The 14,491-nt window shown below is 63.9% G+C and carries 13 protein-coding genes; 7 read left to right on the forward strand and 6 right to left on the reverse strand.

Going from position 1 to position 14,491, the window contains the following annotated elements:
- Positions 1 to 92 precede the first annotated feature (92 nt).
- The 4 genes from PanNE5_RS04065 to PanNE5_RS04080 all read left to right on the forward strand — a co-directional run bounded on the left by PanNE5_RS04065 (position 93) and on the right by PanNE5_RS04080 (position 3,368).
- Positions 93 to 767: a transcriptional regulator gene (locus PanNE5_RS04065; RefSeq protein ID WP_261939286.1), complete on the forward strand. Its 675-nt coding sequence runs from the start codon at positions 93 to 95 to the stop codon at positions 765 to 767.
- Positions 764 to 1,744, forward strand: a complete 981-nt coding sequence (locus PanNE5_RS04070; protein ID WP_261939287.1) for a threo-3-hydroxy-L-aspartate ammonia-lyase — start codon at positions 764 to 766, stop codon at positions 1,742 to 1,744. The genes PanNE5_RS04065 and PanNE5_RS04070 overlap by 4 nt, the downstream gene beginning before the upstream one ends.
- Entirely contained in the window at positions 1,741 to 2,139 is a 399-nt protein-coding gene (locus PanNE5_RS04075) for a RidA family protein (RefSeq protein ID WP_150562290.1), read from the forward strand. The genes PanNE5_RS04070 and PanNE5_RS04075 overlap by 4 nt, the downstream gene beginning before the upstream one ends.
- 230 nt (positions 2,140 to 2,369) lie before the next feature.
- Positions 2,370 to 3,368: a hypothetical protein gene (locus PanNE5_RS04080; RefSeq protein WP_261939288.1), complete on the forward strand. Its 999-nt coding sequence runs from the start codon at positions 2,370 to 2,372 to the stop codon at positions 3,366 to 3,368.
- On the opposite strand, the gene PanNE5_RS04085 is transcribed toward PanNE5_RS04080, so the two are convergent.
- The 5 genes from PanNE5_RS04085 to PanNE5_RS04105 form a co-directional block, all read right to left on the reverse strand.
- A complete protein-coding gene (locus PanNE5_RS04085) occupies positions 3,362 to 3,910 on the reverse strand; it encodes a phosphonate degradation HD-domain oxygenase (RefSeq protein ID WP_261939289.1) in 549 nt (182 codons plus the stop codon). The two genes, PanNE5_RS04080 and PanNE5_RS04085, sit on opposite strands and share 7 nt — an antisense overlap.
- Positions 3,870 to 5,687 carry a Na/Pi cotransporter family protein gene (locus tag PanNE5_RS04090; protein WP_261939290.1) on the reverse strand — a complete coding sequence of 606 codons (1,818 nt, stop codon included), beginning with the start codon at positions 5,685 to 5,687 and terminating at the stop codon, positions 3,870 to 3,872. The genes PanNE5_RS04085 and PanNE5_RS04090 overlap by 41 nt, the downstream gene beginning before the upstream one ends.
- Positions 5,688 to 6,025: 338 nt before the next feature.
- Complete coding sequence (gene phnY, locus PanNE5_RS04095) at positions 6,026 to 7,480, reverse strand: phosphonoacetaldehyde dehydrogenase (RefSeq protein ID WP_261939291.1); 1,455 nt, start codon at positions 7,478 to 7,480, stop codon at positions 6,026 to 6,028.
- A gap of 100 nt (positions 7,481 to 7,580) precedes the next feature.
- Positions 7,581 to 8,834: a phosphonoacetate hydrolase gene (gene phnA, locus PanNE5_RS04100; RefSeq protein ID WP_017232628.1), complete on the reverse strand. Its 1,254-nt coding sequence runs from the start codon at positions 8,832 to 8,834 to the stop codon at positions 7,581 to 7,583.
- Positions 8,835 to 8,940: 106 nt separating this feature from the next.
- Entirely contained in the window at positions 8,941 to 9,657 is a 717-nt protein-coding gene (locus PanNE5_RS04105) for a phosphonate utilization associated transcriptional regulator (RefSeq protein ID WP_261939292.1), read from the reverse strand.
- A gap of 392 nt (positions 9,658 to 10,049) precedes the next feature.
- Here PanNE5_RS04105 and PanNE5_RS04110 point away from each other — a divergent pair, with 392 nt between their 5' ends.
- The 3 genes from PanNE5_RS04110 to PanNE5_RS04120 all read left to right on the forward strand — a co-directional run bounded on the left by PanNE5_RS04110 (position 10,050) and on the right by PanNE5_RS04120 (position 13,534).
- Complete coding sequence (locus PanNE5_RS04110) at positions 10,050 to 11,183, forward strand: 2-aminoethylphosphonate--pyruvate transaminase (protein ID WP_261939293.1); 1,134 nt, start codon at positions 10,050 to 10,052, stop codon at positions 11,181 to 11,183.
- Positions 11,184 to 11,349: 166 nt separating this feature from the next.
- Entirely contained in the window at positions 11,350 to 11,796 is a 447-nt protein-coding gene (locus tag PanNE5_RS04115; RefSeq protein ID WP_261939294.1) for a DUF488 domain-containing protein, read from the forward strand.
- A gap of 367 nt (positions 11,797 to 12,163) precedes the next feature.
- Positions 12,164 to 13,534, forward strand: coding sequence for an MFS transporter (locus tag PanNE5_RS04120; protein ID WP_261939295.1), 1,371 nt, complete (start codon positions 12,164 to 12,166; stop codon positions 13,532 to 13,534).
- Between the two features lie 8 nt (positions 13,535 to 13,542).
- Here the strand turns inward: PanNE5_RS04120 and purU are convergent, their stop codons facing one another.
- Positions 13,543 to 14,415 (reverse strand): formyltetrahydrofolate deformylase, encoded by an 873-nt coding sequence (gene purU / locus PanNE5_RS04125; RefSeq protein WP_017232633.1) that lies wholly within the window; start codon positions 14,413 to 14,415, stop codon positions 13,543 to 13,545.
- Between the last annotated feature and the right edge of the window lie 76 nt (positions 14,416 to 14,491).

Raw genomic sequence — 14,491 nt, forward strand, 5'->3', positions numbered from 1 at the left:
CGGCCGCTGCCACCGTCGAATCATCGACAGGCACCGGGCGTTTTTCGGGACGCCATTTGACATTTCGTCACTGAATGACATAATGTCAAATCATGAAATCTGCCAAATCGTCTGCCCCCCGCATGCTCGACGAGAACGCCTTGCTGCTTCGTGAAGGTCGCAAGATTGTCGAGGCGCTCGGTCAGACCTTCGCGCCGCTTGTCGAAGTGGTGTTGCACGACCTGACCGAACCAGACCATGCCATCGTGGCAATCGCCAACAATTTGTCGGGGCGCGAACCCGGCGATGCCGTCACGGAGATGGGCCTCGCGCGCATCGCCGACCCGGCATTTCCCGAGGTCATCGCGAACTACGCGAATCGGTTTCCCGATGGGCGTCCGGCCAAGAGCACGTCCATCGGGCTGAAGAACGGTCGCGGCGAGTATGTCGCCGCCATTTGCCTGAACATGGACATCTCGATGCTCGCGGCGGCGGCGGCCAGCGTGCAGCAACTGGTGAGCGTGCCCAACCATGCGCCGACGCCCGTGCGCGAAACGCTCTCGACGCGCCGTCTCGACGACATCGTTCCACTGATCACCGACTTCGCCGCGCAGCGCAACACCACGCCGCTGGGCCTGACGCTCGCGCAGCGCCGCGAAGCCATCCGCCTCGTCGAGGCCCGCGGTCTGCTCGACCTTCGTCACGCGCACGCCGAAGTGGCACGCGCGCTGGGCGTCGCCCGCTCGACCGTCTACACCTATCTCTGCGACACGAAAGGCACATCATGACAACTTCTTCGCTGGCGATTACCTATGGCGACATCGTTGCCGCCCACGACCGGATTCGGGAGGCGGCGCATCGTACGCCCGTGCTGACGTCGCGTACCGCCGACGCCATGACCGGCGCCCGCCTGTTCTTCAAGGCGGAGAATTTCCAGCGTATGGGCGCGTTCAAGTTCCGCGGGGCCTACAACGCGATCTCGCAGTTCACGGCCGAGCAGAAGCGCGGCGGCGTGCTGGCCTTCTCGTCGGGCAATCACGCGCAGGCGATTGCGCTCTCCGCGCGCGAGCTTGGCGTGCCGGCCGTCATCCTGATGCCCCAGGACGCCCCGCAGATGAAGATTGACGCGACGCGCGGTTACGGGGCGGAAGTGATGCTGTTCGACCGTTACCAGGAGGATCGCGAAGCGCTTGCGAAGCGTCTCGCGCAGGAGCGCGGCATGACGCTGATTCCGCCGTACGACCATCCGCACGTGATGGCCGGCCAGGGCACGGCAACCAAGGAATTGATCGAGGACGCGGGTGAGCTGGACACCCTCGTCGTTTGCCTAGGCGGTGGCGGGTTACTCGCGGGCAGTGCCGTCGCGGCGCGCGCATTGAATCCCGACATCGAGATCTACGGGGTTGAACCGGCGGCCGGCAACGACGGCCAGCAGAGTTTTCGCACGGGCAAGATCGTGCACATCGAAACACCGCGCACGATTGCCGACGGCGCGCAGACCCAGCATCTCGGCGAATACACGTTCCCGGTGATTCGCGCGCTCGTCGACGACATCGTGACGGTGACCGACGATGAACTCGTACAGACGATGCAGTTCTTCGCAAGCCGCATGAAATTCGTGGTCGAGCCGACCGGCTGCCTCGCCGCGGCGGCGGTGCTGCAAGGCAAACTGGATATCCGCGGCAAGCGCGTGGGCATCATCCTGTCGGGCGGTAACGTCGATATGGCGCGCTTCGCCAAACTCACGCTGGGAGAAACGGTATGAGCACCCAGGCCGATGGCATCGACGCCGTGAACGTGGCGGCGTTGCAGCCGCCGCGCGGCCATTATTCGCATGGTGTTCGCGCGGGCGGGTTCGTCTTCGTGTCGGGGCAGTTGCCGATCACGCCGGAAGGCGAGCGCCTCGCCGGCGCGCCGTTCGCCGTACAGGCGAAGCAGGCCTTGGATAACGTCGCGACGATTCTTGCCGCGTGCGGCACGCGCATCGACCGCTTGGTGCAGGTGCGCGTGTACATCACGAACGTCGACGATTGGGGGCCTTTCAATGAGGTCTACGCTGCCTGGGCCGGCGAGGCGAAGCCCGCCCGCGCGGTCGTGCCGGTGCCCGCACTCAGTCATGGCGTGGCGGTGGAGATCGAGGCCACGGCGTTGGCAGGCTGATTCGGCAGCACCCACGCGGTGACGGCATCGAGGTGGACGCGCGGCGGTGCCGCTGTCGCATGGCAGAAACGCGCGTCGTCAGGCTCGGCATTGCGCACTTTGCCCACCGGAGATGGTGCGTCCGCTCTCCAAAGCTTGGCAACGGTTTGCGAAATATCCCAGGATTTTTGCGCGTACAGATTCGTCCGACGGATACACTTTGGGCCACGAACGCCGACGACCATCACGCCATGACAACTCCTGATTCTTCGCCTCCGCCGCAGGCCGCCACCCCCGACGCAACGCCCCCGCAATCACAGCAACGCATCGACGACGAGCCGATGCGGCTCATTACCAGCTTCAACGACGTTTTCGTCGTCGTCGCGTCGGCGCTGCTCATGTTCGGCACGGCGTGGCTGACACGCACGCTGCCGCCATGGCTCACGGCGCTGGTCTGCGCGGCGCTCTTCTGGGGACTGTCGGAGGTGTTCGTGCGGCGCCGTCGCATGGCACTCCCGGCCCTCTTCTATTGCTTCGGTTTCATCGCATCGTTTGCCAGTGTCGGCCTCATCGGCATACAAGCCGCCGCGCCGGGATTTGGCTCGGGCGAACCCATCCCGCCCGAGGCGGAAGGACTCGCGCTGGGCGCCCATGTCCTGCTGTCGCTGTTCGCAAGCTATGTCGGCATCGCCGTCGGCACGGTGTTGTACTGGCGACGCTTTCGGGTGCCGGTCACCCTCGCCATGGGCATCGGCGGGGTGGTTTTCCTGACCTGGCTCTTCGTCGTGATTCTTGGCGAGAACCTCATCGACGCCCTGCGCGCCGTGACCATCGTCGGCGGTCTCGCGATCTTCGTCTGGGCATTGCGATGGGACGCCCGCGACCCCAAGCGCACGACCTTTCGCTCGGACGTCGCGTTCTGGCTGCATCTGCTCGCCGCCTGCATGGTCACGCATCCAATCTTCTGGGCGCTCATGCCGGATCACGCCGTCGGCGCCATCGCATTCTTCGTCTTGCTCACGGGAATTTCGCTCGCGATCGACCGTCGCGCCCTGATGATGTCGTCGCTGTTGTATGTGATTACGGCAATGCTCAACCTTCTCGTGACCTCGGAGAACACGCATGCGTTGGCGGTTGTCGCCGTCGTGGTCGGCGGCGCCCTGTTGCTCCTGTCCGCCTTCTGGCACCCGTCACGCGCGGCGGTCCTGAGGCTGCTGCCCGCAGGCTGGCGCGCACGCCTGCCTCATTGAAGCGTTACCCGCGCCAGCAATTTCATATAGTGATCGAGCGATGGCGTCGGCATGCCGGCGACCTTCGCGCGGTCGTCCCAGCGACGTAGCCGCAGCGCCGCCTCGGCATGCTCGCGAGCCAGGAACGTCTTCGCCTCGTCATCGCTGAACACCCCGCCCTGCAACGCCAGACTGCGCACCGAATCGACCGAGAGTTTGCTGAAGTAATCGGGATCGACCGCGCACAGACAGCGCTTGGCATCCACGTGCAGACGAATGGGATCGAGCACCGCGTTGCTGAACAGCGGGCGCAGGAAAGGCAGGGCGAAGTACTGATGCAGATCGTCGATGCCGCGCTCAGAGGGCGTTTCGCCCTGAAGGTTGAGCAGATGACCGAGATCGTGCAGGAAACTGGCGGCCACCAGCGCCTCGTCGGCGCCTTCGCTCTCGGCCAATGCCGCGCTTTGCTGCGCATGCTCCAATTGCGTGACCGGCTCGCCGCTGTAAGCCAGCGAACCGAAGTTATCGAACAGGGTGCGGATGTCCGGCAGGCTCAGGGCCATCGTGTGAACTCTCGTTGTCGTCGCGAACACCGGCGGCGGCAGCCGTCGCGACATCGGCCAGTACCGCCAGCGTCGACGCCTTCGATTCCTTGGGCGTCTTCGAATCCCTTGTATCCTTCGCGTCCTTGCCGTCCTTCGGCTTGTCCCGCATGCGGCTCTTGCGCAGCGCACCGGCATCGTCGAGCACCGGATACGCCGTCGAGCAGAACAGCGAGTTCAAACGCTTCATGTCGCTGATGATGTCCAGGTGCAGTGAACTCGTCTCGATGCTCTGCACCGACTGGCCCGCCAGACGGTTCAAGTGCGTGTACGAATAGGCGCGCTCCAGATCGCGGAAGCTCTCCTTCTCGGCCATGAGCCGCTGCGCACTCCGGAGGTCGGTGTTCAGGAACACCGAGAGCCCCAGTTGCAGGTTCGTCACCAGTCGCGCATGCATGTCGCAGATTTCCTGCAACCCCGCTTCCGAGAACGACAGCTTGTGCGAGATCTTCTTCTCCTCGACCTCCGTCACCATGCGCTCGATGATGTCGCCCGCGTGCTCCAGATTGATCGTGAGCGAAATGATGTCCGTCCAGCGGCGACTGTCCTGCTCGCTCAGGTTCTCGCGCGACACGCGCGTCAGGTACATCTTCACCGCGGTATAGAGATGGTCGACGTCGTCGTCGAGCCGGCGCGTCTCTCTCGCGCGCGCCACGTCGTTGCTGCGAATGACTTCGAGCAACCCATTGAGCATCTGCTCGACGATGTCGCCCATGCGCAGCGTCTCGCGTGTCGCGTTGGACAGCGCCACCGACGGCATCTCCAGCGCGCTCTCATCCAGGTGGCGAGGACGCATCACGCCGTCCGCCTCCGGCCGTTCCGAGAGCAGACGCACGCACAGGCGCGCCATCGGCTCGGTGAACGCAAGGAACACCACGCATCGCACCAGATTGTAGAGCACGTGGAAATTGACGACGGCTTGCGCGGGGGCATCCGAGAGCCAGCTCACCAGCGCCGGCGCATAGTCGACGAACGGCAGCACGACCAGGCAGCCGATCAGCTTGAACACAAGGCTGCCGAAGACCACGCGACGGCCCGCCGCATTCTGCCCGGCCGACGTGAGCATCGCGAGCATGCCGCTGCCCAGATTCGCGCCGATCACGAGGCACAAGGCCACCTTGAGCGAAATCACGCCCGACGACGCCAGCGTCGCCGTCAACAGCACCGCCGCCAGACTCGAATACGACACCATCGCGAAGAGCGCACCGATCAGCGTGTCGAGCATCACATCGCCGGTCAGCGACCCGAACAGCACCTTGACGCCCGCCGCTTCGGTCATCGGCGTGGTCGCGTTCACGATCAATTGCAACGCCAGCACGATCAACCCGAGCCCGATGGCCACGCGGCCGATCTGGCCAGCGCGCGTCTGCTTGCGCGACAGAAAGAAGACCACGCCGAAAAAGATCAACAACGGCGAAAGCCAATGCAGATCGAACGTCAGGATTCGCGCCATCAGCGCCGTACCGACGTCCGCCCCCAACATGATCGACAGCGCGGGTGCGAGCGCGATCAGGCCCTGTGCACCGAACGACGAGACGATAAGCGCCGTCGCGTTGCTGCTCTGCACGAGTCCCGTGACGAGCAAGCCTGCCGCAAACGCCAGGAATCGATTCGAAATGCTGTGCGACAGAATGCGCCGCAGATCGGCGCCGTAGACGCGCAAGACCCCGGTACGCACGATGTGCGTCCCCCAGATCAGCATTGCAACGCCGGAGAGCAGGTTAAGGAGTGTCAGCATGCCAGTGTTCCGTGATCATTGTGTCGACGGGACCGGCAGCGCCCTGCGCCGCCAACATGACGCGCACACTGGTTTGCCAAACCGGCATCCCGCGTCAGTCCAACACTGGCGTCGGGATGCGTATGAAGTTCACGCGTCATGCGTATCCCCAATCGGAACACCGTACACCAAAATGACCAGCGCAACAATCGTGTCATCAATTTGTCACAATTTTCGCCCTGATTCCGCCAAGCCTTGTTGCGCAAGGGGAACAGCCTGAGCCGAAGCGCCGCGAAACGCGGCTTTTCGCCCCATTTGACGGTGTCGGCGGGCGCCCCTTGCGCGGTCGATCACCTGCCTCAGACACCCCACGGCAACGTGAACGTCTTGGTGTTGGTGAAGCTCTTCATCGCCTCCTGCACGCCTTCTTTGTAGCCGAGCCCGGAATCCTTGATGCCGCCAAACGGCGTCAACTCGATGCGATAGCCCGGCACTTCCCAGATATTGACCGTCCCCACCTGCAGTTCGTTGGTGAAGCGCGTCACATAATCAAGGCGGTTCGTGCACACGCCGGACGACAGACCGAATGCCGTGCCGTTGGAGATGGCGATGGCTTCGTCAATGCTGCCAAACGTCAGAATCGGCGACACCGGCCCGAAGGTCTCTTCGCGCACGACCGTCATTTTCGGATCGACGCGATCGATGACAGTCGGCGAGTACAGCGCGCCCTCGCGCCGGTTGCCCACGAGCAAGCGGGCGCCCTGTGACACCGCTTCGTTCACGCGTGCCTCGAACAGGCGGGCGGCCGCTTCGTCGATGACCGTACCCATGTCGTTGGCGCCGTCGGCCGGGTCGCCGTACCTCCACGCGCGGGTCTTTTCCACCACGAGATCGGTGAACTGCGCCGCAATATCGCGATGGACGAGCATCCGCTTGACGGCCGTGCAGCGCTGGCCTGAATTCTTGTACGACCCCTGCACCGCCAGATCGGACGCACGATCGAGATCGGCGTCCTCCATCACGATCAACGGATCGTTGCCGCCGAGTTCGAGCACGATGCGACGATAGCCCGCCTTCGACGCGATGTACTTGCCGATCGACACGCCCCCGGTGAACGTGATCATGTCGATGTTCTCGTTCGTGAGCAGCTCGTCGGCAATCTCCATCGGGTCGCCGGTCACGACTTGCAGCATCTCCGGCGGCAGACCCGCTTCATAAAGCGTGTCTGCCAGGTAGCAGGCCGAGAGCGGCACCTTTTCCGACGGCTTGAGCACCATGCGATTGTTGGTCGCAATCGACGGCGCGACCTTGTGGGCCACCTGGTTCATGGGGTGGTTGAACGGTGTGATGGCCGAGATGGCCCCGAGCAGCGGCTCTCGCTGCGTTACAACGCGGCGCTTCTTGCCATGCGGCGTGAGATCGCACGAGAACGCCTGTCCGTCGTCCTTGAGCGCTTCGCCGGCGGCGAACCCGAGCACATCGGCCACGCGACCGATTTCGTAGACGGCGTCTTTCTTGCACAACCCCGATTCCATCGTGATGATCGCCGCCGCCTCGACCGTGCGCTCGCGCAGCAACGCCGCGGCCTTATCGAGAATGTTGGCGCGCTCGAAGCGCGTGAGCGTCGAGCGATACTGCTTCGCAATCGAGAACGCGCGGCGCACGTCATCGAGCGAGGCTTTCGGCACCGTGCCCACCAGATCGCCCGAGTAGGGATTGAAGATTTCGATGATTCGATCGCGGGTCACCTTCTCGCCGCCGATGCGAAGCGCTTCGGCGCGGAACTGGGGATGCAGCTTGTGCGGCGCATTCATGGGGTTCTCCACAGCGTGTCCAACGGGTCGGGGCCCGGCGACGCAACCGTTCTGGGTTGCACGCCGCGGGCTCACAGGGCAAAGGCGTTGCGGTACCGCGTCAGACGTGATTGAGTGCCACGTCGAGAATGTCGAAGTTGCGCAACCGCGCCTTGCCCGGAATGCCGCCGGTCTTGCGGTTGAACAGCAACGGCACCGTCTGCTCCGAGATCCCGCCATGCGAGCGCAGCGGCACCGTGAGTCCGGTCAGATCGTGACGGCTGGCACTCGTGCCCAACACGACCGACTGATCGCTCACAACGACCAGGTCGCCCACGCGGTCGGGCGGCAGTTCGAAGCGAGCGCATGCCTCGGCGTTGCTCAGCACGACCTCGATACCGGGCATCGCGGCGATGCGCCGGCGCATGGCGTCGCGATCCACGTCCTGCGGCAGATAGATCGTGGCAAACGAGCCGAGCGCGCCGTGATGCACCACGTAGGGATCGGTAATCGGCAGAATCACTCGCGCGCCGCCGGCTTCCACGCCCTTGCCGAGCCAGTCGTCGAGCAGATCCTGCAAATAGATGACATTGGGCCGGCCAGTCGCCGGATCGTGCTTGGCGTTCATGCCGTGGTCGGCCGTCAGTCCGATGACGGCGCCCAGCGCGTCCATGCGACGCAGATAGCCGTCCATCATGGCGTAGAAATCGTTCGCGCCCTGCGTGCCCGGCGCCCATTTGTGCTGAACGTAGTCGGTCGTCGAGAGATACATCAGGTCGATGTGACGCGTCTCCAGCAGGCGCACCCCGGCGGCGAACACGAACTCGGAAAGTGCCGCGCTGTAGACGTCCGGCACCGGCATGCCGACGAGTCCCAGCACGTCGTCGATACCGTTCTCGGCGAGCGTGACGTGGTCCGCCTTTTCCGACGAGAAGCAGATGCCCGTCATGCGATGGCCGAGCAGCTTGCGCAGCTTGTCCTTCGCGGTCACGACCGCCACGCTCGCCCCCGCATCGGCGGCGGCGGCAAGCACCGTGCCCGCGCGCAGGTAGGCAGGATCGTTCATCATGACTTCCGCGCCGCGACCGCCATCGGCCGACGGGTCGAAGAAGTAATTGCCGCAGATGCCATGCACGGCGGGGGGTACGCCGGTCACAATCGACAGGTTGTTCGGGTTGGTGAACGACGGCACGACGCAGTCGCCCTGAAATACCGCACCGTCCGCCAGCAGGTGCTTCAGGTACGGGGCGACGCCGGCAGCAGCGGCGGCTTCGAGATACTCGAACTGGCAGCCATCGACGCAGACGATGACGGTCGGCTGTTGCGGCAACCGGTATTGGCGGCCGTTAACTTCGATCTGTACGGACGGGTTCACGTCGGGTCTCCTCAAGCGCAATTCGGTAAATGGCCGACGGTGTCGCCCTCGCGGCAGCACGCACCCGACGGCCGGGTATTCAGCAGTACAAATCGTTCACGGTCCTTCAGCCGGCCTTCGCCTGCGCGGCGGCACCAGGTGCCCGCGCAAGGGCCTCGCGAATGCGCGCGCGGCCTCGCGACAGATGCTCGCGCGTGACTTGCGCCGCATGCTCGGGGTCGCGCGACGCAATCGCGCTCACGATGTCGCGATGCTCACGCGCCGACTGCGGCGGCGCAGACGTATCGCCGGTCAGCGCTTCGTGACGGAACAGGCTCAGCTCCCTGACCAGGCGCCGGTAGGTTTCAATTAACTTGCGATTGCCGACCATCTCGACGAGCGCGTCGTGAAACGCCAGGTTCAGCCGGTAATACGCCTCGCTGTCGCCCGCCTCTACCGCAATGTGCATAGCCTCGACGGACTCGCGCAGACGGGTGAGCTGCGCCGAGGTGATCGACTCCGCCAGCGTGCGCGCCACGAATTCGTCGAGCACGCCGCGCAGCGTGTAGATCTCTTCGGCCTCCTCCAGCGAGATAACGCGCACAAACACGCCCCGATTCTTCTCGGTGCGCAGCAGCCCCGCTTCTTCGAGCGCGCGAAACGCTTCGCGCACCGGACCGCGCGACACGCCCAGACGGCCGGCCACTTCGATCTCGTTGAGCTTGGTGCCGGGCGTAAGGGCGCCCGCCATGATGAGACGCTCGATTTCGTGCTGGACAAGCGTGGTCAGCGACTGGCTCTGTAACAGCTCGATCGCCGAGGGCGACGTGGGATTTGGGTTCATACCGGTCTTCCTTCTCTCCGAACGCTGGCGTCATCCTGCGACGCGATCCCGCAACGGCACAAATCGCTTCCGCGCCGATCATTGGCAATTTGTGGCGTTACGCGACTATTTGTGTTGTTGACTATTCAAGCACAACGATTTGTAGATTGTCAACAAATTGCACTCGCCATTTCCCAGAGATTGCGCAGAACCGCTGAACAACGTTGCGCGCAGCGACGACAAAACCCTATCCCAATCAAAGGTTTCCATACTATTTGAGGTATTTGACGAACAGATGACAACACCTCAGCGGTTTCAATAAAACGACATAATTTGCCAATAATATGCAACACATCGCCTCGCCGAGGTGTTCACCGAACGCAGCTTGTTTTCCCGCTTGATAGGAGGCGGTCATGATTCTTGGTCAGGAACCGATTCTGCTCACCCCCGGCCCGCTCACCACGTCGCCGGCGACGCGGCAGGCCATGTTGCGCGACTGGGGCTCGTGGGACGCGCAGTTCAACCGCGTCACCGCGTCGCTGTGCCGCGATCTCGTGGACATCGTGCAGGGCGGCGACACGCATGTCTGCGTCCCGCTCCAAGGCTCGGGCACGTTCTCGGTCGAAGCGGCCATCGGCACGCTCACGCCGCGCGACGCACGCATTCTCGTGCCGGACAACGGCGCGTACTGCCAGCGCCTGCTCAAGATCTGTCGCTATCTCGAGCGCGACGCCGTCGCCCTGCCCATTCCCGACGATCAGGCGGCCAGTGCCATCGCGATCGACGAAGCGCTCACGCTCGATCCGTCGATCACGCACGTTGCTCAGGTCCACCTGGAAACTGGCGCGGGGGTCCTCAATCCGCTCGCGGATATTGCACACGTCTGCCAGAGGCACGGTAAAGGGCTGATCGTCGATGCCATGAGTTCGTTCGGCGCGCTGGACATCGACGTGCGATCGATGCCATTCGACGCGCTGGTCGCCGCGAGCGGCAAATGCCTGGAAGGGGTGCCGGGCATGGGCTTCGTGATCGCCAGGCGGTCAGTGCTCGAAGCGAGCGGCGGCAACAGCCATTCGCTGGCGATGGACCTGCACGACCAGTACGCATACATGCAGAAGACCACGCAATGGCGCTTCACCCCGCCGACGCACGTGGTCGCGGCCCTGCGCGCGGCCGTCGATCAGTTTTTCGCCGAGGGCGGCCAACCGGCTCGCGGCGAACGCTACCGCAAGAACTGCCGGACATTGGTCGAGGGGATGGCGTCGCTGGGCTTCCGGCCGTTCCTCGCGCCGGAGATTCAGGCGCCCGTGATCGTGACGTTCCACGCGCCCGCCGACAGCAAGTACGATTTCCAGACGTTCTATGCGGCGGTGCGCGAACGGGGTTACATCCTCTACCCCGGCAAGCTCACGCAGATCGACACGTTTCGCGTGGGCTGCATTGGCGCCGTGGACGATAACGAAATGCGCAACGTCGTCACGGCGATCGGGCAGTCGCTGGCGTCGCTCGGCATTCGGCAAGTCGCGCCCCTCACGCGCGCAGCGTGATGGGGTGGCCGCCGACGCATGCAGGGCGCGGCGTTCTCGACGGCCCTCACGTTCGGCGACGCAACTCGGCGTCGCCGAACGAGCACGGCACTCGCCGGCCTCGGGCGCCTCGGGTAAGCTCTCGCGTGTCGCGCGCTTGCGCTCCCACGCTCCGAGGTCGCCGCCTATGCCGTCGTCGAAGACACCTGACGCCGCCCCGCCGGTCAAAGCCAACCCCGCTCGCAAGCGCGGCGCCAAACTTCCCGAGATTCGCTTCAAGCGGGTATACGATGCCCCCGAAGCTGCCGACGGCCAACGCGTGCTCGCCGATCGCCTCTGGCCCCGCGGTCTCGCCAAGGCCAAGGCGCAAATCGACTTCTGGGCCAAGGACGCCACCCCGAGCACGCCGCTGCGCCAGTGGTTTCACCAGCATCCCGAGCAGTTCGACGAATTCCGCCAACGCTATCTGGATGAACTCGCCGCGCTCGACGCCGAGCGAAACGCCACGCTCACAGACCTGCGCACGCGATTGACCGAAGGCCCCATCACGTTGCTCACCGCAGCCCATCGACTGGAAGAGGAGGATGCGCACACGCACCTCGACGTGCTGCGCGACTTCCTGACATCGCGATAGGCTCGAACGCCTGCGAGGGCATCGACGCTGGTGTCGTTGCCGGCGTCGCTGCAACCGCCAGCATGCAACGATCGACCGCGCGTTTCGATAGATACAACAACGTATTGTGGTGCAACACCGCATTCCACCCTCCAAAGCGATGTTGCCCGGCGCGGGCTCCGTGAAAACCCGCATGACGCCTGGCGCTGCACGCGACCGGCGCGGACCGCGGAGAAGTTTGCTATAACCCTCACTGCGCCGCCATCGAGCCTGCGATGACCGGCGCACCGCCGTGTTATCGATTGCCCCCCGCTGACGCACCGCCGCTCGTGTGTCGAGTCGTTCTTCGTTTGCTTACCCGGTTGCCGCGACGGCAACGTCATGCCTCATGCTTGTTCCACTGATCGTTGCCTGCGCGCTGTTCATGGAGAACATGGATTCCACCGTGTTGTCCACCTCGTTGCCGTTGATTGCGCAAGATCTCGGCGAGAGCCCGATCACGCTCAAGCTCGCGCTCACGACCTACCTCATCAGCCTCGCGGTCTTCATTCCGATCAGCGGATGGATTGCCGATCGTTTCGGCACGCGCAATGTCTTTCGCACGGCCATCGGCGTGTTCGTGCTTGGCTCGATCTGCTGCGGCATCTCGAGCACGCTGCCGGAACTGGTGATCGCGCGTTTCATCCAGGGCATGGGCGGTGCGATGATGGTGCCGGTGGGACGCCTCGCCTTGCTCAAGTCCGTGGAAAAGCGCGACATGGTGCGCGCACTCAATTACCTCACGATCCCCGCGCTGGTCGGCCCGGTGCTCGGCCCGCCGCTTGGCGGCTTCATCACCACGTACTGGCATTGGCGCTGGATCTTCTACATCAACATCCCCATCGGCGTGCTCGGCTTCGTTCTTGCAACGAAGTACATTCCCGATCTTTATGAGGACGACGTGCCGCCGCTCGACATCCGGGGCTTCGTGCTGTCGGGCCTCGGACTCTCGATCCTGATGCTGGGGTTGTCCACCATCGGCCGCCATCTGATCCCTGTGTCGCTCGCGCTGGGACTCGTCGCCATCGGTGCGGCGTTGCTCGTGGCCTACCTGCGTCATGCGAAGGGGCTCGCGCATCCGCTGCTGCGGCTCGACCTCTTTCGCATCCCCACGTTCCGCGCCGGTGTGGCGGGCGGCACGCTGTTTCGCATTGGCGTCGGCGCCACGCCATTCCTGCTGCCGCTGATGCTGCAACTGGGTTTCGGGATGACGCCGATGGAATCGGGCGCGCTCACGTTCATCTCGGCCGCGGGCGCGATGTTCATGAAGACGCTCTCGCTACGCATTCTGCAACGCTGGGGTTTTCGCCGCGTGCTGATGACGAACGCGCTGGTCGCGTCGGCGACGATTGGCGGCTACGGGTTGTTCACCGCACAGACGTCGCATCTGGTGATTCTCGGCACGCTGCTGTTTGGCGGATGCTTCCGCTCGTTGCAGTTCACGAGCCTGAACGCCATTTCATACGCGGACGTGCCGGCGCCGCGCATGAGTCAGGCCACCAGCCTGGCCAGCGTCGCCCAACAGGTGTCGCTCACGCTGGGCATCACCATCGGCGCCGCCGTGTTGCAGACGTCGTCGTGGCTGCACGGGCGCGATCATGTGATCGACGTCGACTTCCCGTGGGCGTTCCTGGTGGTCGGGCTGATTGCCGTGAGTTCGACGATTTCGATTGCGCGGCTTGCGCGCGATGCCGGCAGTGAGCTGGCGCGGCGCACCTAGCGCTTCGCTTAGCGGAAGATCACCGTCTTGTGGCCGTTGAGCAGAATGCGATGCTCGGCGTGATAACGCACGGCGCGCGCCAGCGCCACACATTCCACGTCGCGCCCGATGGCGGTCAGTTGCTCCGGGTCCATCGTGTGGTCCACGCGCTCGACTTCCTGCTCGATGATCGGACCCTCGTCGAGATCGGACGTCACGTAGTGCGCCGTCGCCCCGATCAGCTTCACGCCACGGTCGAACGCCTGATAGTACGGCTTCGCGCCCTTGAAGCTCGGCAGGAACGAATGGTGAATGTTGATCGCGCGGCCTGCGAGTTTCTCGCACAGATCGCTGGACAACACCTGCATGTAGCGCGCGAGGACCACCAGATCGATGTCGTTGTCCTGCACCAGTTCATACACCTTCGCTTCCTGCGCCGCCTTCGATTCGGGCGTTGCGTTCATGAGCGGCAGGTAATGGAACGGAATGTTGTAGCTCGCGGCCAGTTGGTAGAAATCCTTGTGGTTCGAGACGATGGCCGGGATTTCGATGTTGAGCTGGCCCGTCTTGTAGCGGAACAACAGATCGTTCAGGCAGTGACCGATCTTCGAGACCATGAGCATCACGCGCGGCTTGATCGCGGCGTCGACCAACTCCCATTGCATCTCATACTGCACTGCGAGCGGGGCAAAGTCGCGCTGCAACGCGACCAGATCGCTCTGGCCCGGCAGTTGCTGGAAATGCACGCGCATGAAGAAGCCGCCGGTGAAGCGATCGTTGAACTGGGCCGAGTCGAGAATGTTGCCGCCGCGCTCGACCAGGAAACCGGCCACCGCGTGGACGATGCCAGGACGGTCCGGGCAGGACAACTTCAGAATGTAGCTATTTTCGATCGGTGCCATGATTGCTCCTGGGCAAAGGCTTGCAATGTCGTTGCAGTGTTGAAATCGGTATCGATGGACGTGCGTCCAATGGCCT

Origin of the sequence: Pandoraea sp. NE5, assembly GCF_024363545.1 — a bacterium.
GTDB lineage: Bacteria > Pseudomonadota > Gammaproteobacteria > Burkholderiales > Burkholderiaceae > Pandoraea > Pandoraea cepalis.

Excerpts from the sequence above, each read along its gene's own strand:
- PanNE5_RS04065 (WP_261939286.1), top strand. The coding sequence starts at position 93 with ATGAAATCTGCCAAATCGTCTGCCCCCCGCATGCTCGACGAGAACGCC.
- PanNE5_RS04080 (WP_261939288.1), top strand. The coding sequence starts at position 2,370 with ATGACAACTCCTGATTCTTCGCCTCCGCCGCAGGCCGCCACCCCCGAC.
- PanNE5_RS04115 (WP_261939294.1), top strand. The coding sequence starts at position 11,350 with ATGCCGTCGTCGAAGACACCTGACGCCGCCCCGCCGGTCAAAGCCAAC.
- PanNE5_RS04075 (WP_150562290.1), top strand. The coding sequence starts at position 1,741 with ATGAGCACCCAGGCCGATGGCATCGACGCCGTGAACGTGGCGGCGTTG.
- purU (WP_017232633.1), bottom strand. The coding sequence starts at position 14,415 with ATGGCACCGATCGAAAATAGCTACATTCTGAAGTTGTCCTGCCCGGAC.
- PanNE5_RS04105 (WP_261939292.1), bottom strand. The coding sequence starts at position 9,657 with ATGAACCCAAATCCCACGTCGCCCTCGGCGATCGAGCTGTTACAGAGC.
- PanNE5_RS04120 (WP_261939295.1), top strand. The coding sequence starts at position 12,164 with ATGCTTGTTCCACTGATCGTTGCCTGCGCGCTGTTCATGGAGAACATG.
- PanNE5_RS04085 (WP_261939289.1), bottom strand. The coding sequence starts at position 3,910 with ATGGCCCTGAGCCTGCCGGACATCCGCACCCTGTTCGATAACTTCGGT.
- PanNE5_RS04110 (WP_261939293.1), top strand. The coding sequence starts at position 10,050 with ATGATTCTTGGTCAGGAACCGATTCTGCTCACCCCCGGCCCGCTCACC.
- PanNE5_RS04090 (WP_261939290.1), bottom strand. The coding sequence starts at position 5,687 with ATGCTGACACTCCTTAACCTGCTCTCCGGCGTTGCAATGCTGATCTGG.
- phnY (WP_261939291.1), bottom strand. The coding sequence starts at position 7,480 with ATGAATGCGCCGCACAAGCTGCATCCCCAGTTCCGCGCCGAAGCGCTT.
- PanNE5_RS04070 (WP_261939287.1), top strand. The coding sequence starts at position 764 with ATGACAACTTCTTCGCTGGCGATTACCTATGGCGACATCGTTGCCGCC.